Source organism: Lentzea cavernae (assembly GCF_014653695.1).
GTDB classification, from domain to species: Bacteria; Actinomycetota; Actinomycetes; order Mycobacteriales; family Pseudonocardiaceae; genus Lentzea; species Lentzea cavernae.
Window position 1 is genome coordinate 63,852 of record NZ_BNAR01000006.1, and the last position, 25,639, is coordinate 89,490.

General features: G+C 67.7%; 22 protein-coding genes. 8 read left to right on the forward strand and 14 right to left on the reverse strand.

Annotation, left to right across the window (positions count from 1 at the left end; translation table 11 throughout):
* Positions 1-197: 197 nt before the first annotated feature.
* Entirely contained in the window at positions 198-368 is a 171-nt protein-coding gene (locus tag IE307_RS20700; RefSeq protein WP_191300028.1) for a hypothetical protein, read from the forward strand.
* Between the two features lie 749 nt (positions 369-1,117).
* On the opposite strand, the gene IE307_RS20705 is transcribed toward IE307_RS20700, so the two are convergent.
* The 7 genes from IE307_RS20705 to IE307_RS20735 form a co-directional block, all read right to left on the reverse strand.
* A complete protein-coding gene (locus IE307_RS20705) occupies positions 1,118-2,809 on the reverse strand; it encodes an RAD23 family protein (RefSeq protein ID WP_229904923.1) in 1,692 nt (563 codons plus the stop codon).
* Between the two features lie 2 nt (positions 2,810-2,811).
* Positions 2,812-3,117: a type VII secretion target gene (locus IE307_RS20710; protein WP_191300032.1), complete on the reverse strand. Its 306-nt coding sequence runs from the start codon at positions 3,115-3,117 to the stop codon at positions 2,812-2,814.
* Between the two features lie 34 nt (positions 3,118-3,151).
* On the reverse strand, positions 3,152-3,649 hold the full coding sequence (locus IE307_RS20715) for a YbaB/EbfC family nucleoid-associated protein (protein ID WP_191300034.1): 498 nt from the start codon (positions 3,647-3,649) through the stop codon (positions 3,152-3,154).
* 19 nt (positions 3,650-3,668) lie between these two features.
* Positions 3,669-5,093 (reverse strand): PPE domain-containing protein, encoded by a 1,425-nt coding sequence (locus IE307_RS47300; RefSeq protein ID WP_191300036.1) that lies wholly within the window; start codon positions 5,091-5,093, stop codon positions 3,669-3,671.
* A gap of 33 nt (positions 5,094-5,126) precedes the next feature.
* On the reverse strand, positions 5,127-5,507 hold the full coding sequence (locus IE307_RS20725) for a hypothetical protein (protein WP_191300038.1): 381 nt from the start codon (positions 5,505-5,507) through the stop codon (positions 5,127-5,129).
* A gap of 94 nt (positions 5,508-5,601) precedes the next feature.
* On the reverse strand, positions 5,602-5,979 hold the full coding sequence (locus IE307_RS20730; RefSeq protein ID WP_191300039.1) for a hypothetical protein: 378 nt from the start codon (positions 5,977-5,979) through the stop codon (positions 5,602-5,604).
* 127 nt (positions 5,980-6,106) lie between these two features.
* A complete protein-coding gene (locus IE307_RS20735) occupies positions 6,107-6,691 on the reverse strand; it encodes a helix-turn-helix transcriptional regulator (RefSeq protein ID WP_191300041.1) in 585 nt (194 codons plus the stop codon).
* Positions 6,692-6,843: 152 nt separating this feature from the next.
* Between IE307_RS20735 and IE307_RS20740 the strand changes: the two genes are divergently transcribed.
* From IE307_RS20740 to IE307_RS20750, 3 genes are all read left to right on the forward strand, one after another.
* Complete coding sequence (locus IE307_RS20740) at positions 6,844-7,413, forward strand: helix-turn-helix transcriptional regulator (protein ID WP_191300043.1); 570 nt, start codon at positions 6,844-6,846, stop codon at positions 7,411-7,413.
* A 101-nt stretch (positions 7,414-7,514) separates the two neighbouring features.
* Positions 7,515-8,786 (forward strand): glycosyltransferase, encoded by a 1,272-nt coding sequence (locus IE307_RS20745; RefSeq protein WP_191300045.1) that lies wholly within the window; start codon positions 7,515-7,517, stop codon positions 8,784-8,786.
* Positions 8,787-8,814: 28 nt separating this feature from the next.
* Positions 8,815-8,979: a hypothetical protein gene (locus IE307_RS20750; protein WP_191300048.1), complete on the forward strand. Its 165-nt coding sequence runs from the start codon at positions 8,815-8,817 to the stop codon at positions 8,977-8,979.
* Between the two features lie 41 nt (positions 8,980-9,020).
* Here the strand turns inward: IE307_RS20750 and IE307_RS20755 are convergent, their stop codons facing one another.
* The 5 genes from IE307_RS20755 to IE307_RS20775 all read right to left on the reverse strand — a co-directional run bounded on the left by IE307_RS20755 (position 9,021) and on the right by IE307_RS20775 (position 15,402).
* Positions 9,021-9,551 (reverse strand): sigma-70 family RNA polymerase sigma factor, encoded by a 531-nt coding sequence (locus IE307_RS20755; protein ID WP_191300050.1) that lies wholly within the window; start codon positions 9,549-9,551, stop codon positions 9,021-9,023.
* A 92-nt stretch (positions 9,552-9,643) separates the two neighbouring features.
* Positions 9,644-12,019, reverse strand: a complete 2,376-nt coding sequence (locus IE307_RS20760) for an ATP-binding protein (RefSeq protein WP_191300052.1) — start codon at positions 12,017-12,019, stop codon at positions 9,644-9,646.
* Entirely contained in the window at positions 12,012-13,088 is a 1,077-nt protein-coding gene (locus IE307_RS20765) for an XRE family transcriptional regulator (RefSeq protein ID WP_191300054.1), read from the reverse strand. The genes IE307_RS20760 and IE307_RS20765 overlap by 8 nt, the downstream gene beginning before the upstream one ends.
* Positions 13,089-13,487: 399 nt before the next feature.
* The gene (locus IE307_RS20770) at positions 13,488-14,063 is read right to left on the reverse strand and encodes a PadR family transcriptional regulator (RefSeq protein WP_191300056.1); all 576 of its coding nucleotides are present in this window, start codon (positions 14,061-14,063) and stop codon (positions 13,488-13,490) included.
* A gap of 130 nt (positions 14,064-14,193) precedes the next feature.
* On the reverse strand, positions 14,194-15,402 hold the full coding sequence (locus tag IE307_RS20775; RefSeq protein WP_191300058.1) for an MFS transporter: 1,209 nt from the start codon (positions 15,400-15,402) through the stop codon (positions 14,194-14,196).
* A 266-nt stretch (positions 15,403-15,668) separates the two neighbouring features.
* Here IE307_RS20775 and IE307_RS20780 point away from each other — a divergent pair, with 266 nt between their 5' ends.
* Together IE307_RS20780 and IE307_RS20785 are read left to right on the forward strand one after the other, a co-directional pair.
* A complete protein-coding gene (locus IE307_RS20780; RefSeq protein WP_191300060.1) occupies positions 15,669-16,067 on the forward strand; it encodes a hypothetical protein in 399 nt (132 codons plus the stop codon).
* Between the two features lie 826 nt (positions 16,068-16,893).
* Entirely contained in the window at positions 16,894-17,625 is a 732-nt protein-coding gene (locus tag IE307_RS20785) for a ZIP family metal transporter (protein ID WP_191300062.1), read from the forward strand.
* A gap of 18 nt (positions 17,626-17,643) precedes the next feature.
* Here IE307_RS20785 and IE307_RS20790 read toward each other — a convergent pair whose 3' ends face one another.
* Both IE307_RS20790 and IE307_RS20795 read right to left on the reverse strand, forming a co-directional pair.
* Positions 17,644-17,823: a CGNR zinc finger domain-containing protein gene (locus IE307_RS20790; protein WP_308436379.1), complete on the reverse strand. Its 180-nt coding sequence runs from the start codon at positions 17,821-17,823 to the stop codon at positions 17,644-17,646.
* 125 nt (positions 17,824-17,948) lie between these two features.
* Positions 17,949-18,179 (reverse strand): hypothetical protein, encoded by a 231-nt coding sequence (locus IE307_RS20795; RefSeq protein ID WP_191300064.1) that lies wholly within the window; start codon positions 18,177-18,179, stop codon positions 17,949-17,951.
* A 550-nt stretch (positions 18,180-18,729) separates the two neighbouring features.
* Between IE307_RS20795 and IE307_RS20800 the strand changes: the two genes are divergently transcribed.
* Together IE307_RS20800 and IE307_RS20805 are read left to right on the forward strand one after the other, a co-directional pair.
* Positions 18,730-23,265 (forward strand): hybrid sensor histidine kinase/response regulator, encoded by a 4,536-nt coding sequence (locus IE307_RS20800; protein WP_191300066.1) that lies wholly within the window; start codon positions 18,730-18,732, stop codon positions 23,263-23,265.
* Entirely contained in the window at positions 23,262-25,538 is a 2,277-nt protein-coding gene (locus tag IE307_RS20805) for a SpoIIE family protein phosphatase (RefSeq protein ID WP_229904924.1), read from the forward strand. Before IE307_RS20800 ends, IE307_RS20805 begins: the two co-directional genes overlap by 4 nt.
* Positions 25,539-25,639: the final 101 nt, after the last annotated feature.

Genomic DNA, 25,639 nt, shown 5'->3' on the forward strand with positions numbered 1-25,639 from the left:
GGGCCGGGGTCTCACACGCGTGACCCCGGCCCGCAGCGCAGTGTGGAAGGGACAGCAAGCGGGCTACGTTGTTGATCCGGCGGAATCATGAGCCGGCCCTTGCGGCAGGGAACTCCGGCACTCGCCGGAGCTGGCGGAGTCGATGCGCCTGGCTTTCGAGGAGGTCACCACCGCCTTCCCTCGATCGCCTCAAGCGGGTGATCGCGCAGGAGCAGCGGAACAGTTCCCTGACGATCAGCGGGGATGCGCGGTCGCTGGCGGAAGCCCTGGATGACATGTGGCTCGGGGCCGGCGTTCTGGCGAGGATTTGCCGCGAGCACGGGCAGATGGACACGATGGTGGCCACCCGCCGGCTACTCGGCCTGTAACACGACCACACAGGTCCCGATCCACAACTCGGGAACACCGGGTACAAGAAGGGCTTCCGGCTCAAGGAGCTGACCGCTCCCCTGCTACCGCTTGAAGCGCGCCGGGTGGGACGTCCAGCTCGCTTCGCTCCTGAATGTTGAGCCGCCGCCGAACCCGGTGAGCACCGAGGTGAACGCGCAGACCGGTACTCGTCGTTTCGAAGCCGACGTGGAAGCGACCACGGCGCTCGCGAACCCGTGCGTCTCGATTCCGTCGACGTCAGCACCTCAGCTGCACCCCCGACACCTCGGCATTGGCGAACCCGGTGACCTTCTTGCCCTCCACCATTCGACGCGGCCTCCAACCCGGCGGCACGGACCGCTGAGGGGCCTGGCCGAGAACGAGAGCCCGGTCCGGTTGATCGAGGCCACTCTGCGTTCGGGCACGACGTCTTGCCCTTCCTCGTCGAAGACGAACTGGAGAAGCTGAGCGGGTCCTGCTCGAAAGTCGCCGACTGGCAGTCCCACGTGGTCCAGGACGGAATTCTGATCACCGGCCAGAACCCGGCGTCAGGCGTTCGGTGGCCGCTCATGGCTCATGCTGGTCTTCGTTCGGCCGACGAGAAACGGGATCTCGTCTCGCAGTCCTCTGGACCACGAGACGAGATCCCGATCAGGCCATGGGTTTCGGCGTATGACGCACAATCACGCCACGGCTCAGCAGCCCTGCAGTGCGATCAGGTGGTCAGGTCGTGCTGCAGGATGTGGGTTCACTGTTGCGAGTTGTACTCCCTCAGGTCACCGAGGAAGCCTGAGTTCTCCTGCTGACCGTGCCGGTCAGCGCCGAGTTCCTTCCACAGCTCGTGAACCAGGTGCAGCATCGACCCCGTGGCGAACGCCCTCCCCGCCACCGTGAGGTGGCCACCGGGCGCGGCGAGCTCCTCGAAGTTCTTGATCCACCGGCTGATGTCCGCAGCCTCTTCCGGAGTCTTGCCGAACTTGGTCGTGAGCACGCTTTCCAGGTGCTGCTTGCCGTACTTGCCCAGGTCTTCGATGTGATTCTTGGCCTCGCCCCAGGACAACGGCTTCGTCCCTCCCGCACCACCTGGGCCGGGAGTGTCCGAACCGGGCGGCTTGGGTGCTGCGGACTCGCCCACCGGGGGTTTCGGCGCGTTCGGGTCGCCCGTGGAAGGTTTGGGCGCGGCGTCGTCCGGTTTCGGCGTGGCCGGAGTGTTCGGCGCGCCGGGAGGCGGCGTGCTCGGCCTGGGCGCACCACCGGTTCCGGGCGGTGTGGCACCGCCGGCTCCTCCGCCTGGCGGCGGCGAACTGGGGACTTCTTGCGGTTTCGGCACCGTGGGCGAGTCCGGCGGTTTGACCGCAGGGGGCGTGACAGTCGCCGTGTTCGTGCCATCCGCCGGCGGCCGTTGCACGGGCGGGGGTTCAGGGGTGTCGCCCTTGCCGCCTGTGGCCGGAACCTCGGGCGGTCTCTGGGTCGTGGGCACATCCCCTGCGGGCGGCCTGGGAGCGCCGGCCCCGCTGCCTCCTGGGACCTCCGGCGGCCTTTGCACCGGCGGAACATCAGCAGCGGGCGGTCTGGGGCCACCGGCACCGCCGCCACCGTTGATCGAGGGCGTGTCACCGTTGCCCCTCAACGGAGGAGGAGTCGAGACGCTCGACGAGCCGCCTCCCCTGGTGAAGCGCGCCGCGTCGTCGCTCATGTTCGTGAGTGCTGTGCCGAGGTCGTCCGCCGCCTTCGACGACGAAGTGAGCAGCGACTTCAGTTTGGCGATGTGACCCATGATCCGGGCCAGCGCTTCCAAAGCGGTCGCCACGGCAGTGCCGACGAACGCGACCACCGACGCGCCCAGCGTGATCGGCGCCAGGCCCATCGCTACCAGCGCGCCGCCGATCAGGTTGCCGATCACCATGGCGATGATGTCCCGCACCAGCGAGCGCACGGCAGTGACGACCGCACCCATCGTGCCCATCAATTTCGCGGAGGCGTTGACCGCGGATCCGATGGCCTCGAGTTCCTTGGCGACGTGCGACATCGTCGCGCGGAAGCGCTCGGCCGCTTCACCGGTCCACCCGTCGAGCTTCCTGAGTGCGTCGAGGTGCCCTGACGCCAGCCCTTCGTAGCCGGCGGCGTCCTCTTTGAGCTTCTCGGTTTCCTGCCGGATGGCGATGTTGTCGCCGATGAGCAGGTCGAGCGGCTCGCGCAGGAAGAAGATGTGGTCGATCAGCCAGCCGACGCCGGCACCGAGGACGGCGCCGAGCGGGTTCAGCGCAGCGCCGACGACGTCGAACGCCAGACCGACGCTGAAAGCGGCGATCGAAGCGCTGTCCTGGTCCTGCGCCGCCTTCACGAGGCCCGCCACGGTGTCGACCATGCCCGCGCCGGAGAACCCGTCGGTGAACTCGGTCCCCTCACCGAAGCCAGGGGTGAGTGTCAGGCCCTGCACCATCAGAGACCTCCGGAGAACGTCTTGGCATTGCCCTGGTCGGTGTTGCTGTACGTGGCCGCAGTCAGGCGGGCGTTCTTCGCCGCCTCGCGAAGACCCGCCTCGTACTTGCCGATGCACTCCTCGGCCTTCTTCACCTCGACGCGCGCGGCGGCGGCGAAGATCTGTCCGACGATGCCGAACACCAGAGGGTCGAAGTGGACGCTGCCGAGCACGCCCTTCGAGGTCTCGAGCTGGGCGACGAGGTCGTCGAGGTTCGCGGAGAACGTGGTGATCGCGTCGGGATCCACGCCGAAAGCACCCGTCATCGACTACCTCGCAGGGTGGAAACGAGCGGAGGGTTCACCACGGCCGGTCGTCCTCTTCGCTGCGGTCGTACTGGGCTTCTTCTCCCTCTTCTTCCACGGCAGGAGGGAGGTAGGACATCACCAGGTCCATGGACTCGGTGCCCGCACCGAGCGGCGCGAAGGCCTCGATCATCTTCTCGGAGGCCGCGCGCTGTCCCCTGCCGACTGCCTCCATGATCGAGGCCCGCAGGCGGTCGGGGCTCAGGCGAGCCGCGTGTTCGGTCAGCTGGATGTCCTGCAGGGCGCCGGTAGGGGCGATCATCACCCGCACCGCGTGATCGTCCGACATCACGGTGGCCGACGCGCAGGCCATGTCCTCGCGCAGCTGTGCCGACTTCGCCGCGAGATCGTCGGCCTTGGCCTGCATGTCCCGCATCCACTGGTCGGGATCGATCCCGACCGACTCGCGTCCGTCCACAGGAGCCAACGGATTCATGAAATTCCCCCTCACGCCGAGTTGGCGTTGTTTCGAGTTGCTGTCCGGCTCCACCACCGCAGACGTCGCTTCGGGCTCAGGCAGGCTGCGGCCGGGCCTTCGTCTTCAGGGCGCCGATGACCGATGGAGGCAGGTTCTCGCCGGGGACCTCGAACAGGTCGCCCCCCATGACGTAGCTGGCGGACCGGTGTTCCTTGTCGTCCTCGCCCTTGCCGCCGGCACCGGGAGCCATCGGCGCGCCACCCGTGCCGGCACCCATCGCGGACGCGCCGGCGGATCCGGTCATGCCCATCGGCATCCCGCCGCGCGGCTGACCTTGCACACCGGCCGAACCACCGGGTGTCATCGAACCGCCCGCGCCACCACCCGCGCCGAATGAACCGCCGCCACCGCCACCCGACGAGGGGCTGAACGGCACGGGGCCACCGTTCGCGCCGGCGCCACCACCGAAGCCGCCCGCACCCGGTGCCGCCGGAGCGAACTTGAGGTTCTGCGGGGTGTGGTTCGTGCCGGGGGTGTTCCTGCCGGCAGAGGGAACCATCGGGATCTGCGGCGTGTAGGCGCCGTTGCCACCGGCTCCGCTGGTGTAGGTGGAGCCGGAAGTCGCACCGGGGTTGTAGCCCGGCGCGGTCGGCACGTATGCGGCGGCGACGTTGGTGCCGCCGGGGTTGTAGCCGGGCATCTGCGGCGTGTAGTTACCACCACCGGCGCCCAACCCCGGAGCGGACGGGGCGTACGCCGCTGCAGCGGGCTGGTTCACGCCGACACCGCCGGTTCCCGTGCCACCGCTGGCACTCGGCGGAGCGGCGATGGCACCGGCACTCGCGGTCTGCGTCGACGTGTACGCGTCGACCCCGCCGAGCGCAGGCGCGGCACCGGACCGCGCCACAGCCATCACCGGCTCTTCCACCTGACCGGTGTTCGGGTTGAACGGCGGCTTGAAAGCGGGCATCGACGAGTCGATCTGCCGCGAGTTGTTCTCCATCGCGGTCATGACGTCGACCGCCTGCTCGTGTGCGGCGCGCGACGACGCGTTGGCCATCGCGATGTCCGCGGAGGCCAGCACGAACGCGGGCGTGCCCGGCTGTGACAGCGCGGCGGTGGCCCTGTTCCAGTCGAACTCGACGGGAGCGGGCATCTGCGCGCGGGCGGCCTCCATCACACGGCCCTGGTCGGCGACCTTGTTGCCGACCTCCACCGCGGTGCGCGCGGTCTCGTCCACCCATTGCCCGAGCTTCTTCATCGCGTCACGCGCGGCCTCCGCGGCCGCACCCGTCCACTTCGACTCGGACGCGGTGATCACGGAGGTCATCGTCCGCGACGCCTCGGTCAGCTCGGTGCCGTACCTGCTCCAGTCGGAGCTGATCTGACCGGCCTGACCGGGATCGTTGCCGTTGTGCACGGCGGCGTACAGCTCCTGGTGCGATCGCGACGCCCAGTTCTGCGGATCTGTGAGGACCGGAACGTTCTCGACCTCGCCGGGGTCGGTCTCGGAGAACATGACCGGCTCACCTCTCGACTCGATGGACACGGCTCAGCCCGCGCCCATGTGCTTCTTCAGTTCGGCCTGCTGTTCCTCGTCGAGGCGCGTGAAGTTCTCGATCGCCTGCACGATCGAGTTCTTCGTCTGTTCCAGAACCGCGCGGTACGCGGTCATGACGCTCACGAACGAGTACTGCTCCCCCTCAGCCCGATCAGCGAACTTCTCGCGCATCCTGTCGCCCACCGGGTTCGCGCCCAGTGGCGCCGGACGAGCGATGCTGTAGCCGGCACGCTCGAGCCACGTGTCGACCTGGTCGATCTGGGACTGGAACTGCCTGCGGAGCTCTTCGCCCGCTGCCGGGTCGAGCTGCACCTGACCCGAGCTCACGGTGTCTCTGAGCGGAACAGGGTCGTTGTCACCGACGATCTTCATACGAACCGATGTCCTCTTGAGTCGTTGCCGCACAACCTCGTCGTGGTTGCCATCGATCACACGGAAATCTGCGCCCAATGGTTCGAGCTCTCGGTCAGGCCTTGAAGTAGGGCGCGTTCACCGGTCCGTACGTCGACACATACAGGCCGCCGTTGCGGCTGTTGAACCACACGCCACCGAGCTCGAACGGCTTGCCGTGGTCATGGCCGGTGACCCGCACCCACGCGTTGAGGTCCAAGGTGCCCCAGTACGCGTTCCAGCAGGAACCGGGCTGGACGACCGGTGAGCTGAGGGAGCCGGAAGCCTGGCCGGTCTGGGTGTAGGTGGAGTTGATGTAGAACGACGCCGCGTAGGTCCCCTTGGCGCACAGCTGCACCGGTGACCACAGGTTGCCGGGACCGGCCTGCGCGGCGGGTGCCGCAGTGAGCAACGCGGCCGCGACTGCCACAACGGCAATGATGATCTTCTTCATGATGGGGAGTCCTTGTCGGGGTCAGCTGGTGAGGGTCGAGTGGATCCTCGACCTCACCGCGTCGAACCCGTCGCACGAACGGCGAAGTGGGGGTCGAGAGGGCAATTAGGACCGCACCGTCGGACACCTACAGCACGCCGGCTCGCATGGCGTGCGCCACGGCGTGCGCCCGGTTGCGCAACCTCAGCCTCGTCAGCATCTGGTGCACGATCTTCTTCACCGTTCGCTCCGAGTAAGCGAGCAACCTCGCGATCTCCGCGGTGTCATGGCCGTCCGCCAGCAGCCGCAGCAACTGCTTTTCCCTTGCTGTGAAGGCATCACCGCCGCCACTGCCCTCGGCCAGCTCGGTCACGGGCAACACCGGCGCCCAGTCGCCGGCCAGCGCCTCGTCGATGGCCTGTGACAGGCGCTCGCGAGTCACCGCGCGTCTGTTCAGCAGTCCGGACACCCGGCAGCGTGCGAGCATCGCACTGTCACCTCGCGTCAGGTGGTCGGTCACTAGGAGCGTGCGTGCCGACGAGGAACGGGTGATCCAGCGCACTAGGTCCAGAGTCGTCTCGTCGACCTCGTCCGTCACCACCATCGCGATGTCCGCCTGGCCGACCTTGTCCCTGGGCACCACCGTCACCGCGGGCCTGTCGGCCAGCAGACTGCTCACCCCGGGCAGGGCCAACGCGTCTGCGGAGCACACGGCGACCATCACGCTGTTCATCTGATCTCTCTCACTACACCGATGGAACTCGTACGAGGAGTGACACGTGTGTTGGTTTGAACGGGTTCCATCGAGGTGTGGTGCGAGGGGTTTGGATGCGGGGAGTAAGTGTGTGGGTGCACACCGCAGATCCATTGGCACGCGCAGGCATCTTGGAGCACTTCGAGACGCACCAGGGCATCGAGGTGGTCAGCGGGGACGAGCCACCGGAGCACTGCGATGTGCTCCTGCTCGCCGTCGACCAGGTGGAACACGAGGTGTTGTCGACGATGCGCGTGTGGGCGGAGGCGGAACGAGCACCGGTCGTGCTGATGGCCAAACACCTGCGTGGGGTCGATCTGATGGCGTTGGTCGAACGGCACGTGATGGCCGTTCTACCTCGCGCCCAGGTCACCGCGGCCCGGCTGGTCCACGCCGTGACCACCGTGGCAGCAGGCGGGGCGGTCATGCCGTCCGACGTGCTCGGCGATCTGCTGCGCCAAATGCGGCGGCTGCACAGCGAGGTGCTGTCTCCGCAGGGTCTGGGCGACTCCGGTCTGAACACCCGCGAGGTGGACGTGCTGAGACTCGTCGCGGAAGGGCTGGGCACCGCGGAGATCGCCGAGCGGCTGAACTTCTCCGAGCGCACGGTGAAGCTGGAGATGCACCGCTTGACGACCAGGCTGAACCTGCGCTCACGGGCGCACGCGGTCGCGTACGCGCTGCGGGCGGGTTTGCTGTGAGCCCTGCGGGCGGGGATCAAGAGGGCGATTCTCCTGTCCCTCCGGCTCCTGTGGAGTGTCCCGGTCGGTTCCTGAAAGGGACAGTCTGCTCGACTGCCGCAATGCCCACTTTGGACCTCCTGGTCGCGACCATGCCCGTACCCGGTCACGTGGCCCCTCTGCTGCCCATCGCCCGCGCACTCACCGAGCGCGGGCACCGCGTCCGGTGGTGCACCGGACGCGTGTTCGCCGGGCAGGTCACCGCGGCCGGTGCCGAGTTCGTCGCGATGGACCCGTCGATCGACCATTGTGGACGTAACGTGAACGAGCTCTTCCCCGAACGGAACCGGCTCAAGGGAGTCGCGAAGCTCCGGTACGACATGCGCGCGGTGTTCCTCGACCCGATCCCGGCCCAGATCGCCGACCTGCGCCGCCTGCTCGCCGACCGGCCGTCCGACCTCGTGCTGCACGACACCGCGTACGTGGGCGCAGCCCTCCTCGAACAACTCGGCGGCCCGTGGGCCGTGAGCGTCGGCGTGACCCCGCTCATGCTGCCCGCACCGGAGATCCCACCCTTCGGGCCGGGACTGCGGTACCGGCCCGGTCCGCTCGGCAAGCTGCGCAACGCGGTCCTCGGGCGGCTGTTGAACGACGTGGTGTTCAAGCCGGTGTTCGAACACCGGGACAAGCTCCTGGAGGACTTCGGCATGCCCGCCGGTGAGCGCGGCCTCTCCAGCGTCTCACCGCACCTGCACCTGCAGAACGGCGTCGCCCAGCTCGAGCACCCCCGCGAGCAACTGCCGCCGCAGGTGAAGTTCGTCGGCGCGCTGGTCGACCGGGCGCCGGCGACCGAACTGCCGCCGTGGTGGGAGGAGGTCTTGCGGGCCGGAAGCCCGGTCGTGCACGTCACCCAGGGCACGGTCGCCGACATGGCCCTGAACCAGCTCGTCCTGCCGGCCATCCGTGCACTGGCCGATCAGGACGTCACGGTTGTCGCCAGCACCGGCGCCCACGACGTAGGACCGTTACCGCCCAACGCCTTCGCGGCACCGTTCCTGCCCTACGCCGACCTGCTGCCGCTGACCTCGGTGATGATCACCAACGGCGGGTTCGGCGGTGTGCAGCTCGCGCTCGCACAGGGCGTGCCGCTGGTCGTCGCGGGCATGACCGAGGACAAGCCGGAGGTCGCCGCCAGGGTCGAACGGTCCGGTGCCGGCCTCAACCTGCGCACCTCCACGCCCTCGGTCAAGGCTCTGCGCAGCGCCGTGCGCACCGTGCTGGACAACAGTTCCTACCGCACCCACGCGGTCAGGCTCGCCGCTGAATATCGCAAGCACGACGCGGGAACGCTCAGCGCCGACCACGTCGAACACCTTGCCCACGTGAACGCGTGAAACACCCGTAGGCCACAGAGAGGTACAGATGCGCATCGGCATCGCGCTTCCCCTAGCTCCTTCCGCTCTGAACCGCGCGGCCCGGCGCGCCGACGGCTGGCTCGCCGTCGATCCGTTCGGGGACCGGGCGGGCACGAACGCAAGCCGGCAGGACACCACTTCCGCCGTCCCGGACGAAGACGTCCCATCCTGATCACGGGCACCTGGTGAATGGGGGAGGAAATGACCGAGCAGTCACGCCGTTCGGTCAAGTCCGGCCCTCCGCTGCCGCATCTGGCGGATCGCCCGGTGCGAGCGCGATTTCACCGTGCCGGACGGGACACCGAGGTCCCGTGCCACCTCCGAGGGAGTGGCGTTGGCGAAGTACATGCGTTCCAGCACGTCCCGGTGTTCCGCGCGGAGCCCGCGCAGGACGTCGCGAACCAGCACCCGGTCCACGACGGCGTCGGCGTGGTCGTGGACCGTCAGGTCGGCGTCCACCGACACCTCCTGCGGTCGTGCCGCGCGGGCGCGGTAGCGGTCGTGCACGATGTTGCGCACCACGGTCATCAACCAGCCGTACACCGATCCCTTTCCGTTCAACAACGCCGCGTGGTGCTGCCACGCCCGCACCATCGCCTCCTGGACTACGTCCTCCGCCTCGGCGTGGTTGCGGGTGAGCTGCCGCGCGTACGCGAGCATCGCAGCCCGCTTGTCCTGGAACAGGTCGCGCACGAGCGCCTCGGCTTCCCCTGAGTCCGAGAGCGCTCTCATCGTCGATGTCATCGGTCTTCCCCTCGCACAGAACCGCGAGGAGAGCTTGTCCCGAAGTGGACGGCGCCACCACGAGAGACCAGCGGCAGAATCGCCGGTCCATCTCAGTTGATGAACACCTCGATCGGGACCCCGAGCGCCGCTGCGATCTCGGCTGTCTCGGCGCGGTTCAGCGTGAGGTCCGGGCGGCCGAGCAGCGCGACACCCCGGACCCGGTGCTCGCGTGCCTCGTCTGGCCTGCCCAGCTTCTCCGCGAGGTCCGCGAGCATGGTGAGCAGCTGCACGCGCCTGCTCGTCGACTTGACCAACTCCATGGAGACCGACAGTTCGTCGTAGGCCTTCTCGTCGTGTCCCAGTGCAAGCAGGTATTTTCCGCGCATGTGGTGCGAGGAGGCACGTCCCCACACCGAACCCGTGCTGAGGAGCCGCTCCGCCTGGTCGATGGCTCGTCCCGCATCCCCGACCTCTCCGTTGCGCAGCAACGTGTCCGAGTGACTGAGGTAGATCGAGGCCAGGTTGTCGTCACTGCTCCCGCCGCGCGGGCCGATCACGGCAAGATGCCTGGCGATCGCCTCACGCTGGTACCTGAGTCCCTCGTCCACCCGGCCGGCGGCGACGAGCGCGTCGCCGAAGGCGTTGCAAGCGATCGTCACACCGGTCTCGTACCCGGCTGACTGGAACAGCTCGAGCGCCCGCTGCCCCGAGCTCACGGCGTCGTCTAGGTCTTTGAGGAACCCCTTCAGGACGGAACGGTAGAGATGAGCCCACGCCAGCTCGATGACGTCGTTCTCCCGCTCCGTCAGGGCGATGGCTTCCTCACCGACCAGCAACGCGTCCCGATACCGCAGGAAGACGAACCCCAGAGTCCACGTGACGAAGTTGAGCTGCACGGCCACGTCGTGCGCCGTGCCGACGACACGCGCGGCGTCGAGGCCTGCGCCGTACACCTCCAGCCACGTCTCGCCGGCCCCGCGGTGGTCCGAGTACCAGTGCATCGCATGCGCGAGTTCCAGCACGTCGGCGTGCCGCTCCCGCGCCACCGCCAGGCGCAGGGCGCCCAGCCAGCTGTCCGCTTCCCTGTCCAGCCACCGCTCCGCCGCACCCAGGTCACCGAACACGGCGACGTCATCGGCGAGAGGTTCGTCGTCGGGGTGGAAGAACCTGCTCGCGGTGATCGCCTTGGTCAGCAACCACCGGATCATGAGCTGACGACACGCCTCGACGTCGTCGGACGACGCCGCGAGCTTCTCGCCTGCGAACAGCAGCAGCAGGTCGTGGAACGAGTACCGGTCGGGCTCGCCGCCCGGCCGGACCAGGCTGGCATCCGCGAGCTCGGAGAGCGCGACGTCCGCGGTGGCGGTGCTCTGCTCGGCGAGCCGGGCTGCCAGGTCGAGGCCGACGTCACGCCCCGGAGCCAAGGCCAGTCTGCGGAACATCACAGCCGCTTCGGGGCTGAGTTGCCGATGCGACAACTCGAACGCCGCGCGCACCTGGAGGTTTCCGGCGCTCAGCAGGGACAGCGTGTTGGCGCTGTCGGCCAGCTGCTCCGCGAAGCCGGTGATCGACCACTCCGGCCGGCTCGCCAGCCGTCTGCCCGCGATCCGCAACGCCAGCGGCACCCTTTCGCACAGCCGCGCCACCTCGGCCACCGCCGCGGGTTCGGAAGCGCAGCGCTGGTCCCCCACGATTCCGGTCAGCACCTGCACCGCGGCCTCGTGGTCCATCAAGCCGAGGTCGAGCCGCTGCGCCCCGTCCAGGTCCGGGAGGACGTTGCGGCTGGTGACGAGCACGAACGAACCGGCGCTCGCCGCGAGCAGCGGCCTCACCTGCGCCGCGTCGCCCGCGTCGTCGAGCACCAGCAGCACCGAGCGTTCCCGCAGCAAGGACCGGTAGTGGCCGAACAGCTCGGCGGGGTCCGTCGGCAAGGCTCTCACCTGCACGCCGAGGCTCCTCAGGAGCCGGCCCGCCGCCTGTTCGGCCGACAACGGATCCTTGCTCATACCGCCCAGGTCCACGAAGTGGCAGCCATCGGGGAAGTGCTCCCGCAACCGGTGCGCGGCGGTGAGGACCAGGCTGGTCTTGCCCATCCCGGGAGGACCGTGGACGACCCCGACCCGCGTCACGACGGCGTCCCCCGCCGCTTCCGCCTGCTCCAGCACCCAGCTCAGTTCGCTCTGCCTGCCCACGAATCCGGCCGACGCCGAGGGGAACGCGAACTCCCTCTCGTCGCGGACCTCCGCCGCCGGCACGGTGCGGTTGCCCGCCCCGAGCGCCAGCAACTGGGCGGCTTCGGAATCGGCCAGGTCGAGGCCGTCCGCGAGCAGGCGCAGGCTGCGCACGTGGGGCGTGAGAGCACGACCGCGTTCGAGGTCACGGATGGCACGGACGCTGACGCCCGTTCGTTCGGCGAGCTCGCCTTGGGTAAGCGCCGCCCGCAATCGGTAGAACCGCAGGTGGTCGGCCAGCGACTGGTCACTCATGGCAATCCGCCCTCACGGGCACCCCTTGTCCGATCAGGTAGGCCTGTGCGAGGTGAGCGATGGAGAACCCGCCGTCCGCGCCCGGCACCAGCATTCCGGCCGACAACAACTCGTGGCGCAGCGCTGCCGTCGCCGGCACCCCACCGGTACGCACGCACTCCAGCGCCGCCGCGCTGAGCGACCGGGAGCTCGCCTCCAGCGCTTGGACGAGCCGGTTGTCGGTGCCGGCGAGCACCCGTACTCCGCGTTCGGAGTCGCGCAGCACCTCGGCGAGGTGGGCAACGGGCCAGCGCGGCCTGCTGAGCAGCCGGTTTGCCGCGATGCGCACGGCCAGCGGAAGTCCACCGCAGAGCCGCACGACCTCATCCGCTGCCTCGGGTTCCGCACGCAGGCGGTCACGGCCGATGATCAGCTCCAGCAGCTCGAGCGCTTCCGGCAACGGACCGACGTGCAGCGCGAGGTCCGCGATCCGCGGCCGGCGGGTCGTCACCACGACCAGGCATCCCGGTGGCGCGTGCAATTCCTCTGCCCCGCTGTTGTCGTCCAGCACGAGCAGCACTCGCTCTCCGTGGACGGCAGCGACCAGATCGTCCTGGCTCAGCGCGCCCTGCACGAAGGCGACCCCACCGGGGAACGAAGCGGTGGCGGTATGTCCGAAGTGGACCGCGATCGTCGTCTTGCCGGCGCCGGGAGGGCCGTGCAGCACCGCGACGCCACCACTTTCAGCAAGCCCGGCGAGCGCGGTCATCTCCGCCGCTCTGCCGGTGAAGTCGGTGACACCAGGCGGCAGCGGCGACCGCCGCACGGCCGGCGGTACGGGAGCCTGCGGTGCGGACAACTTGCCGGTCTTGGTGGCGAGCAGAAACTCCTCCCGCTCGGCATCGTTCAGCCCGAGCACCTCCGCGAGCGACTCACGAGTCCGCCGCTGCGGCCATCTGATCCGTCCACATTCGACATCGCTGATCGAACGCGCGCTCACCCCCGCGCGCTCAGCGAGTTCCTCCTGCGTGAGTCCGGCCCTCCTGCGATAGGACGCGAGCAGTGCGCCGAGGGCTGGAGCGCCGGTCATGGCGCACCTGCTGGGCAAGCGGTGCGGAGGGACAGACCACGGTGATCAACGGCTGCGCGCAGCAACGGTCCGACGCCATACCCGCGGTTCAACCGCGACGGCTGAGCACGCTCACGCCACAAGGCGTCGGGAACGGCGCCGTGCTCGCCTGTCTGGCCCGGACCGGGGGTCTGCAAGCCTTCTCCGCCTCGTCATCGGAATTCGTCACCAGGTTGTTCGTGATGCTCACACCCGTGCGCGGGTTCGCAGCCGGGCCAGATGAGTCGCTCACTCCGTCAGCGCGCTGTCCCTGGCGCTGCACATCATCGACCTCGGTGAGCGGGGTGCCTGCCACAACGCACACGTGTTGACCGTGATGTAACTCCGGTTGATCGGTCTGCTGCGCCTCGGCAGCCACGCTCACCCGGCCGCGGCGGCCGACTGGGAGGACGTGCCGGACAGCTCGCGTTCCAGCGCGGCCACCACCTGGTCACACCACGCGAACAGCATCTCCTCCGACTGGATCCCGCCGCTGAGCACCAGGTAGTGGTGCAGCCGGCGTCCAGTGAGCGAGGCGGGGTCCGGGAAGTCCCGCTGCTCCATCCGGCGGAACGCGGCCACCCACCCGGCGTGCAGGTCGCGGTGCCGGGTGAACTCGGCGATCAGCGTCGGCAGGGATCCGAGTGATGCCCCGCGCAGTTTCACCGCGATCTCCTGGCGGTACGGCGCGGGCTCGCCGTTCTCCGAGAGCCAGCGGACGAACTCATCACGCCCCTCGTCGGTCACCTCGTAGACCTTGCGGAGAGGCCTGCCCTCCCCGGGCACCTCGTGAGAGGTGACCCAGCGGATCTCGGACATCCGCTTCAGCGTCCGGTAGATCTGCTGGTGGGTGGCTGCCCAGAAATGTCCGACGGACCGGTCGAAGCGCCGCGCCAGCTCATAACCGCTGCTCGGTCGCTCTTCGAGAGTGATCAGGATGGCGTGTTCGAGGGCCATGCCCGGAAAGTAGCCGGAATCGACCCTGGGCTGCAACTAGTTGCATATGCGCCGACTTGCACAGCGTTCCGTGATCGGGACGGCACGGCCGGCGTACCCCGGCACCGATCCTCCCGGCGGGACTGCCACGTCAGGTCCTAGCCGGCGGACCTTCTGCGACCGCTTCCTGTGCCTCTTGGGTCTCGGATGGACCCACGCGCATCAACAGCGGAACTGCGGCCAGGCCGACGAGCAGCGTTCCAGCACCCGCCAGTTGCAACGCATGCCCGCCGCCGAGCACCGAACTCAACGGCCCACCCAGCCCCGTTCCCACGATGTGCGCGCTGTTGAGCATCGCACCGGACGAGGCGAACGCTCGCCCGCGCATCCGGGCAGGAACGTGCGCGTGCACCAGGTTGCGTATCGCCAGCCCCTGCACCGTGTTGCACACCCCGGTCAGCAGGAAGCTCGCGAAAGCCAGCGGGTACGAGTTGAACGATCCCGCGACGACCAGCGCCACGCCCATCGCCACACTGGCGGTGACGAGCGCCGTCGTCTGCTTGGAGATCGGGACACGGGGTGCCACGAACGCGGCAGCGATGGTCATCCCAGCCAGATGTGCGGCGACGAGCAGGCCGTATCCCAGGTCACCCGACCTCAACTGGTCTTGACTGAAGTACACCCTGGCCACCGTCAACACCGCTGTGAACACGATCGCGGCGGCGAGCGTCGGAACGACCACACGAAGAACGGCGTTCTTGCGGATGAGACCGCTGCCCTGCCGCACCTGCTCACGCCACTTCAGCTTCGCTTGGGACGGGTCGGGGTGCCGGCGAACCTTCAGCGTTCCGATGACAACGGCCATCACCAGGAACGAAAATGCATCACACAGCAGGACGGCCCGCTCCCCCACGAGGGCGATCAGCACGCCGGCGAGTGCAGGGCCGCCGATCGTGCCTGTGGTCCGAAACAGTTCGAGCCGCGCGTAACCAGCGGCCACCCCGTCTTCCCCGACCACGGCGGGGACCAGCAAAGCCAGTGCGGGCGACACCAGCGCCAACCCGAGGCCGATCAGTCCGACCAGCACGAGTGTCAGCCCAAAGTCGTTGACGAAGGCCAGCGCCGCGACGAGCAACGCTTGCACGCTCAAAACAACAGATATGAGTTTGGTGCTCTCGAACCGGTCCACCACGGCTCCTGCCAGTGGTGCCAGCAACACCATCGGCAGCACACCGGCGATGACCAGCGCGGAGATCGCACCGCCCGATCTGCCTTCTCCGTAAAAGCGCAGCGTGAGGACGACGAGGAGCATCTCGTCACCCATCGCCGACAAGCCGTATCCGGAGGCGATCAACGCCAATGTCGTACGAGAGCTCATATTGGCCACGGTCAGACATCGTGACAGATGCAGCGGTATTCCACTTCATCGGACTTGGTCGCTCGCGTGGACGCGTTCATACCGACCCGCAGATCACTGCGCTACGGCCGATCGAGTGACTGACCGCGTTTGACGTCCTCAGGAATCCGTGGCAGTGTCGTTTACGTCAAGAGCTGGGGGGCACCTTGATTCATCTGGTCACATTCCTCGGCCCGCCAGCTTCCGATTCATGGATGAGGGGGTCTTCAATGACTGTCACCCTTGACCCGCAGAATGTCGTCCGCGAGCTCATTCTCTGGGGCGAAGAAGCTCCTGGACGTCGAGGTGATCGCACGGTCGTCGCCGAGTCCCACTGCGACTTCACGCTGGGGGACGACGAGGCGGTCGAACGCTGCATCGCCGCACTTCAGGCGTCCGACGAGAAGCTCGCCAAGAACCCGGGCACGATGTACAACTGGCAGCGCACCTGGCTGCAGCGCCACGAGGAGGGCGGCGGCACGGTCACCTTCGGTGTCGCGTGGTACGACGAGCAGTACTTCAACGACAAGAAGACCGTCTTCATGGAGCGGATGCATGACGCGATCTTCAACAAGATCGGCATCTCGGCCGACGCGGTGCAGGTCACGCACTGGCGAGCAGTTCCGTAACTCGCCTCAGAACTGAATGCGTGAATGACGATCGGTACGTGACCTGCTTGGTCACGTACCGATCGCGCTTTGGGTTGGACTATTTGTGGTTACGCGTTCCGCAAGGTGAACTCCGGGCGGCCTGCGTTGGCGAAATGCCCAGATTCGCGGCGCAGTTGAACAGTCAGCGTGCGACTGCACCCACAACGCCGTATCGCGTCAACCGTGAAGCACCGGCGCCTGATTTGCGATAACTCAGCCCCTGAGCGGCACCGACCGGGGATCTGAAAATTCTCATCCGAGAACAGCAGCGTGTTGAACATTCATGAACGGTCCTTAGTGGACTTGAACGAACCCGCGCCGACCTGCGGGAGTAGCAACAACCAGCCCTGGGAACCAGGACTGCGTGAGCTTATGCGCGGTTACGTCGTCGGCAGGCTGCGGAACGCCGAAATGATCAACAGATTGGCACGGCCGACCGGAAGGGAGACGTGTCGTCGAAGCCGGTCGGCCAGGCGGACGATCGCGGCGGCGACTCGGTCGGGACTCGGAACCGGGATCGAGGCGAAGGAGTCTTCGGGCGTTGGCCTGTCAAGCGGTGACGTGTTCAGCGGCGCGGTCGCAACGGTGGGCCGGGACGCGTTTGCGCGGTGTGGTACATCGCGCTCACGATGGTGGCCAACGTGTCCCTGCCCCCACTGCCAGGCGGAGCTGTGCGTCAAGCACTCGGTGCGCAGTTGCTGGACCATGAGCCAACTGCAGTTCAGGTTGCAGTCGTTCGCTCGGGCGAACTTGCGCTTTGCGAACGGACTGGTGCGCCGCCCGGTCGGCCCTCAGAATGACTGACATGCTGACAGCGGTGCTGTACGGCTTTGCCGCATCGAGTGCTCTGGTAATCGGCGCGGTCGCCGGCTCACTGTGGCGGCCACCGCGGTGGGTAACCGGTGTCCTACTGGCCTTCGCCAGCGGGGCACTGATCTCCGCGTTGGCGTTCGAGCTTTTCGAAGAGGCGTTCCACCTCGGTGGTGCGACGCGGTCCGGGCTCGGCCTGTTGGCCGGGGCCGCCACGTTCGTACTGGTGGACTCCGCCCTGGACCGCTACGTCACCGGCCACTCCGGGCCCGGGCAACGGGAGGTGACGAAGGCCGGTGCACGTGGTGGCGTCGGTTTCGCGTTGCTCGCCGCGGTGACCTTGGACGGAGTACCGGAGAACCTGGCACTCGGGGTGTCCTTGGTCAGCGGAGTGTCGTTGACGTTGCTGGTGGCGATCTTCTTCTCCAATCTTCCGGAGTCTCTCGTCGGCGCCGTCGCCATGCGCGAATCGGGACAGAGCAAGCGAACGGTGATCATCACTTGGGCGGTGTGCGCGCTGCTGCTGGCGGGCGCGGTAGTACTCGGCAGACTGGTCGCGGGAGGCCTGAGCGATGCCGTTCTGGCTGTGGCGTTGTCCTTCGCCGGCGGGGCGGTACTCGCATCGCTGGCCGACACGCTGATGCCTGAGGCGTTCGAGCACGGGCGGCCGCTCAACGCGTTCGCCACCGCCGGGGGGTTCTTCTTGTCCTTCGTCCTTGCCGCCTGATCAGTACGGCACCACGGGTCACGGCGGCCGCCAAGAACCGCCCTCACGCTGATCGTGGTGGCGCCGTTGGCGGTAGGTGCGCGTCTTGTGGCGGTTGCCGCAGATTTCCTGCGCACACCAACAACCGCGGCCATTGCGGGAGATGTCGTGGAGGCCCACCGGCAGTCCGGTGCGGCGCAGAGCTTGACCCGAGTTCACTCAGGACTTCGCCGATCTTCGTGAAGGTGGTCAGATGAGAAGTGACCATTTCGAGCGATGACGCTGAGCGGACACGCCAGCAAGACGACATCGACACCCAGGTGGCCGAGTCGACTGCGGAAATGTCACGTATCCGCGATCGTGCTCTGGACCGACGGCAAGTCGGGCTGGACGACCGCGAGCGCAGACTGGACGACCGCGAGACCGAACTGGGCGAACGCGAGGATGCGCAGCGGCGTCGCGTCGCTGTGCTCGATGTTCGGGAGCAGTTGGCGCAGTGGCGTGACGCGGACGCCGACCAGCGAGAGGTCGACGCGCAGACCCTGTAGTTGGGCCGAACCGCGAACGGCGGTCATCACGCCCTTGTCGGTGGAGCACTCCCATGGGCGGATCGATCACACCGCATCGTGTCCCGACAAGAATCGACGTGCGAGCCATTTCGCCTGCGACGTCGCGTGACGTGTCAGCGCTCGGGTCACTCTAGCGGGTCGATGAGCACCAGCAGGCAAGACCCCAGCCCACAAGGACAGTCACGGAGCCGGCCGCGCCGCTCACCGCGTCGCAAGGGCCTGCCATCTCGCTCCAACCGACCGCAGTCGCCGACAAGTCGTGCAGAGCGACGCAGGATCACATCGTGACGCCGCTTCCAGAACACCGACACGCAGTGCCCGCTGCCGCTTTCTGTCCTTTGTGGAGATACTAGGCCGGTCAGTGGTCCGTCTGCGAACAGCGGTGCTCGGCGACGACGGCGGCGCTGGTGGTCAACGCCCGCCCGTGATTGCGCACCGGGACCACAACATGGAACGAAAGCGCCCACAGGTCCAGTAATCTCATCCTGTTCACGAGGTGCGCTTGAGCCCACAGGTCTGCCTCCACGTGGTTCGGCCGTGCAGTGGAGGACGTTGGATGAGTGGCACGACCGCGGCTACCGACCAGAGCGAAGGTCAGGACAGCGCACGAAGAGCTGTGGACCTACCGGAGCTGCGGCAACTGCTCGCCGGCCTGACGGCAGTCCGCGACGGTGACTTCGGCATTCGCCTGCCGGACGACTCCGACGGACTGCTCGGTGAGATCGCGACGGTCTTCAACGGCATGGTGGATCAGCTGTCGCAGTTCACGTCCGAGGTCACCCGCGTCGCCCGCGAGGTCGGCACCGACGGCAGGCTGGGCGGCCAGGCCGAGGTTCCGGGCGTGTCCGGCACGTGGAAGGACCTCACCGACTCGGTGAACGCCATGGCGGGCAACCTGACCAGTCAGGTCCGCGACATCGCTCAGGTCGCGACCGCGGTGGCGCGAGGCGATCTCAGCCAGAAGATCGACGTCGACGCGCGCGGTGAGATCCTCGAGCTCAAGGACACCGTGAACACGATGGTGGACCAGCTCTCGTCCTTCGCCGACGAGGTCACTCGTGTGGCGCGTGAGGTCGGCAGCGAAGGACGACTCGGTGGCCAGGCCGAGGTTCCCGGCGTCGGCGGTGTGTGGCTGGACCTCACGAACTCCGTGAACTTCATGGCCGGCAACCTGACCGACCAGGTCCGGAACATCGCACAGGTGACCACCGCGGTCGCGCAGGGCGATCTGAGCCAGAAGATCACCGTCACCGCCCGGGGCGAGATCCTCGAACTCAAGAACACGATCAACACGATGGTCGACCAGCTCGGATCGTTCGCTGACGAGGTCACCCGCGTCTCCCGCGAGGTGGGCACCGAGGGTGCTCTCGGCGGGCAGGCCGATGTGAAGGGCGTGTCCGGTACTTGGCGCGACCTCACCGACTCGGTGAACTTCATGGCGGGCAACCTCACCGCCCAGGTGCGCTCCATCGCCCAAGTCGCGACCGCCGTCGCGCGAGGCGACCTGAGCCAGAAGATCAACGTCAACGCCCGCGGTGAGATCCTCGAGCTGAAGAACACGATCAACACGATGGTCGACCAGCTCTCCTCCTTCGCCGACGAGGTCACCCGCGTCTCCCGCGAAGTCGGCACGGACGGCCGTCTCGGCGGTCAGGCGGACGTCAAGGGCGTGTCCGGCACGTGGAAGGACCTCACCGAGTCCGTCAACGTCATGGCGGACAACCTCACCGCCCAGGTGCGCTCCATCGCGCAGGTGACGACGGCGGTGGCGCGAGGCGACCTGAGCCAAAAGATCCGGGTCGACGCGCGTGGCGAGATCCTGGAGCTCAAGGAGACCATCAACACGATGGTCGACCAGCTGTCGGGCTTCGCCGACGAGGTCACCCGCGTGTCCCGTGAGGTCGGCACCGAGGGCAACCTGGGCGGCCAGGCGACCGTGCGCGGCGTCTCCGGCACGTGGAAGCACTTGACGGACAACGTGAACGTCATGGCGTCCAACCTGACCAACCAGGTGCGGTCCATCGCCCAGGTCGCCACCGCGGTCGCCCGCGGCGACCTGTCACAGAAGATCACCGTCGAGGCCAAGGGCGAGGTCGCGGCACTGGCCGGCGTGATCAACACGATGGTCGACACGTTGTCCGCGTTCGCCGACGAGGTCACCCGCGTGGCGCGCGAGGTCGGCACCGAGGGCATGCTCGGCGGCCAGGCACGCGTGCCGAACGTGGCGGGCACGTGGAAGGACCTCACCGACAACGTCAACTTCATGGCGAACAACCTGACCAACCAGGTGCGCAACATCGCCCAGGTGACCACCGCCGTCGCACAGGGCGACCTGACCAAGAAGATCGACGTCGACGCGCGCGGCGAGATCCTCGAGCTCAAGACCACGATCAACACGATGGTCGACCAGCTCGGCTCGTTCGCCGCCGAGGTCACCCGCGTTGCGCGCGAGGTCGGCAGCGAAGGACGGCTGGGCGGTCAGGCCGAGGTCGAGGGCGTCTCCGGCACCTGGAAGCGGCTCACCGAGAACGTCAACGAGCTCGCTGGGAACCTGACCCGGCAGGTGCGCGCCATCGCGGAGGTGACCAGCGCGGTCGCCGAGGGCGACCTGACCCGGTCCATCACCGTCGAGGCCTCGGGTGAGGTCGCGGAGCTCAAGGACAACATCAACTCGATGGTGGGGTCGCTGCGCGACTCGACCAAGGCCAACGAGGACCAGGACTGGCTGAAGTCCAACCTGGCCCGGATCTCCGGTCTCATGCAGGGCCGCCGGGACCTCGCCGTGGTCGCCGAATTGATCATGGACGAGCTGACACCGCTGGTGTCGGCCCAGTTCGGCGCCTTCTACCTGGCCGACGACGCCGATGACCGCCAGGAGCTGCGACTGATCAGCTCCTACGGCCACCCCGACGACGACTCACGGGCGACGCGGTTCCAGTTCGGGCAGTCGCTGGTCGGCCAAGCCGCGCGCAGCCGCCGCACCATCGCGGTGGACGAGATGCCCGCGGGTTACGTCGCAGTCAGCTCCGGACTCGGCCGCACGGCGCCGGTCAACCTCGTCGTGCTGCCGATCGTCGTGGAAGACCAGGTCCTCGGCGTCATCGAACTGGCGTCGGTGCACCACTTCACCGACATCCACCGGGACTTCCTCGACCAGCTGATGGAGACCGTCGGCGTCAACGTCAACACCATCATCGCGAACGCCCGCACCGATGAGCTGCTCGTCGAGTCGCAACGGCTCGCCGGTGAGCTGCAGTCGCGCTCGGGTGAGCTGCAGGTGCGTCAGGAGGAGCTGCAGCTCTCCAACGCCGAGTTGGAGGAAAAGGCGGCGCTCCTGGCCACGCAGAACCGCGACATCGAGGCGAAGAACCTCGAGATCGAACAGGCGCGGCAGGAGCTCGAGACCCGCGCGCGTGAGCTCTCGCTCGCGTCGAAGTACAAGTCGGAGTTCCTGGCCAACATGAGCCATGAGCTGCGTACCCCGCTCAACAGCCTGCTGATCCTCGCTCAGCTGCTCGCGCAGAACCCGAGCCGCAACCTCACCCCGAAGCAGGTGGAGTACGCGGGCATCATCCACTCGGCGGGCTCCGACCTGTTGGGGTTGATCAACGACATCCTGGACCTGTCCAAGATCGAGGCCGGCAAGATGGACATCACGCCCGAGCGGGTGTCCTTGCGCCAGTTGATGGACTACGTCGAGGTGACGTTCCGTCCGCTCACCTCGCAGAAGGGGTTGAGCTTCCAGCTGACCACCTCTCCAGGCACTCCCCCGGAGCTGGTCACCGACGACTCACGCTTGCAGCAGGTGCTGCGCAACCTGCTCTCCAACGCGGTGAAGTTCACCGAGACCGGCGGTGTCGAGCTGCGCATCGAGCTCGCCGACCCGCAGGACCTCCCTCCCGCGGTGAGCTTGCACGGACCGGCGATCATGTTCAGGGTCAGCGACACCGGCATCGGCATCGCCGAGCACCAGCTGGAGTCGATCTTCGGCGCCTTCCAGCAGGCGGACGGCACCACCAGCCGCAAGTACGGCGGCACCGGGCTCGGCCTGTCGATCAGCCGTGAGATCGCCTACCTGCTCGGTGGCTCGATCACCGCGGAGAGCACGGTCGACAAGGGAAGCACCTTCACCCTCTACCTGCCGGTGCGCCATGCGGACTTCGCTGAGCACGCGCACGACACCGTCGCTCCGGCGGCGTCCGTCACGCCTGCGGAGACCACTCGCTCTGTGACGGGCCACAAGCGCAGGCTGCTCGTGATCGAAGAACGGCCGCAGGGCCTGCTTTCGCTCGTCGCGCAAAGCGCTGTCACCGACCTCGCGGGCAGTGACGACCCGCGCGGTCCCGTCGAAGTGGTGACGGCCATCGGCAGGAAGGAAGCGGCCACCGCTCTCGCAGCCGAGCCTTACCACTGCGTGGTGCTCGAACTGGACATGCCCGACGGTGCGGCACTGCGTTTCCTCGAAGCGCTCGACGGTGATGCCGCCACCCGGACGATCCCGGTGCTGGCGCACAACAACCGCAGACTCACCCCGCAGCACGAGCAGCAGTTGCAAGCGCGCAGCCGCACGCGTCCTCTGGAGCTTCTGTCCAGCTTGGACGAACTACGTGCACGGATCGCGTTGCACCTCAACGCCGACGGCCCTGGAGGCGTGCTGCCGCTGGTCCGCCCGGAACAGCCGGGGCAATCGGTCGCGCACCACAGCAACGGGCAGTTGGACGGCAGGACGGTGCTGATCGTCGATGACGACGCCCGCAACCTCTTCGCGCTCAGCAGCATCCTGGAACTGCACGGTGTGCGCGTGCTGCACGCGGAGAACGGCAGGGAGGGCATCGACGCGCTTCTCGGTCATCCGGAGATCGACCTGATCCTGATGGACGTGATGATGCCCGAGATGGACGGCTACGCGGCCACGTCGGCGATCCGCGCGATGCCGGACCACGCCGGGCTGCCGATCATCGCGGTGACTGCGAAGGCAATGCCGGGCGACCGCGACAAGAGCATCGCCTCGGGAGCGAACGACTACGTCACGAAACCGGTGGACGCCGACGACCTCATCTCGTGCATGCGCCGGTGGATGCGCTCCCGGTGACCACCGGGCAATCGCCGGTGGACCGGCTCGCGAACACGATCGACCGGCTCCGCAAGGAGCTCGACGAGATGCGCGCCGGAGCGGACAGCCGAGCACTCGTGGAACTCGCCAAAGGTGTGCTCGTCGAGCGTCTGCGCTGTGGCCCCGCACAGGCTGCAGAACAGCTCGCCTTGCTGGCCGAGCACGCCGGCACCACGACGCTCGAACTCGCGGTCGACATCATCAACGAGGTGTCCGGGGACAACCTCGCCGCGGTGGCGAACGAACCGGACGACACGACCGCTGTCCGACTGCGGACAGCGGAAAGCGGCGCACTGCATGCCGACGACACGCACGCCGTCGCGCAATCCCTGTTCGACCACGCGCTCGCTCCTCTGGGCGCGACAGCGGTGGCGATCTGGTCCGCCGGCGCCGACTCGTCTCTCACCTTGGCCGGGCACGCCGGGTTCTCACCAGGTGAGGCGAGCCGCTGGCGCTACGTCCCGCCCGGTGTGCCCACCCCCGCCCGCCGGGCACTGGTCGAGCGCAACGCCGTACGGATCGTCGACCTCGGTGAGTCGGGGCTGCCGTCGATCGGTCCCGGCCTGCCCGGCCGCATCGCCACTCCTGCCGGAACCGGTGGCCGCATCGCCGGTGTGCTCGAGATCTGCTGGCCCGGACCACTCGCGCCTCAGCCGATGAGCGTGCACAAACAGCTGGAGGCGTTGGCGGAACTGTGCGCCGCCACCCTCGACAGCACCGCAGCGCCGAATCTCGTGCAAGCGCCCTCCGAACTCGCTGATCTCGCCGACGGGCTCTTGGACCCGGCGCTCGTGCTCGGCCCGGAGATCTCACCGGACGGGGCGATCACTGACTTCCAGGTGCACCACGCGAACCGCGGATTCGTCGACCTCGCCGGCCGGTCACGATCCGTGATCACCGGCAAGTCGCTGCTGCAGGCCTACCCGCTAGCCGCGGCAGAGGGAAACCTGTTCGACAAGATCGAGCGCGTGCACGCCACCGGCGAGCCGTTCCGCACCGACCGCATGACCCTTGCCACGCTGATCGACGAGGTGCCGCTGACGGTCACGGCCGCTGTGAGCATCACCCGGCACGGCGCACTGGTTCTGGTCGTGTGGAGGGTGCAGGACGAGACGGCCCGCTTGGCCAACCTGCTGCAACACGCACAACGCCTCGGCCGCGTCGGCGGGTTCGAGGAGGAGCGGCACAGCGGCAGGATCATCTGGAACAGCCAGCTCTACACCCTCTACGGACGCGCTCCCAGCACCGATCCGGTGCCGCTGTCCGAGATCGCGGCGCACGCCCACCCCGACGACGTGCTTTCGCTCAACGGATTCCTGCACAACGTGCTGCGTGACCACCGCCAGGCGTCCGCCGCGTTCCGGTTGCAGCGCCCGGACGGCATCACCAGGCACGTGAGGGTGATCGCCGAGCCCGTTCTCAGCCCACAGGGCGAACTGCTGGCGGTCCGCGGTGCCTACCAGGACGTGTCCGCGCAGCACTGGACCGAGGTCGCGTTGTCGGCCACACAGGACCAGCTCGCGCTCACCGAGCAGGAAGCCCTGGAGCGCAACAAGCTCACCCTGCAGCTCCAGCAAGCGATCATGCCGCCCACACACCCCACGATCGAGGCATTCGGACTGCGCGTCGGCGTGCGCTACCGGCCCGCCGCGCAGGAAGAGCTGGTCGGTGGCGACTGGTACGACGCCGTTGTCCTGCCATCCAAGCAGATCCTCGTGTCAGTCGGTGACATCACCGGTCACGGCATCAAAGGCGCGACCGGGATGGTGGTGCTGCGCAACGCATTGCGCGGACTCGCCGCTACTGGTGCAGGGCCGGCCCAACTGGTCACTTGGCTGAACCTCGTGGCCAACCACCTCACCGACAACATCATCGCGACCGCGATCTGCGGCCTCTACGACCCTCACACCCGCATCTTGCGCTGGGCTCGCGCCGGCCACCTGCCACCGGTGCTGATCCGCAACGGCGATGCCGAACTGCTGCCGATGCTGCGCGGTCTCCTGCTCGGCGCGCTCGCCGAGGCGTCCTACGAGGAGGGCGAGGTTCAGCTCGAACCCGGCGACACCTTGCTGCTGTACACCGACGGCCTGGTCGAACGCAGGGACGTCCCGCTCGACGACTGCCTGGACCACCTGTGTGACACAGCGCGGGCCCCGTGGTCGAACCTGGATGAACTGCTCGACCACCTTCTCGCTCACGGCGCATCCAACACCGATGACGACACCTGCGTCGTCGGCGTCCAACTGCCATAGACACCCCTTGTGGGTGACTCTGCATGTCGCGGCGTCGGAATTTCTCGGGTTGAGCTGATCAGAAGGCGGGCTCCATACCCCTTCCTGCCGACGCCAAACCT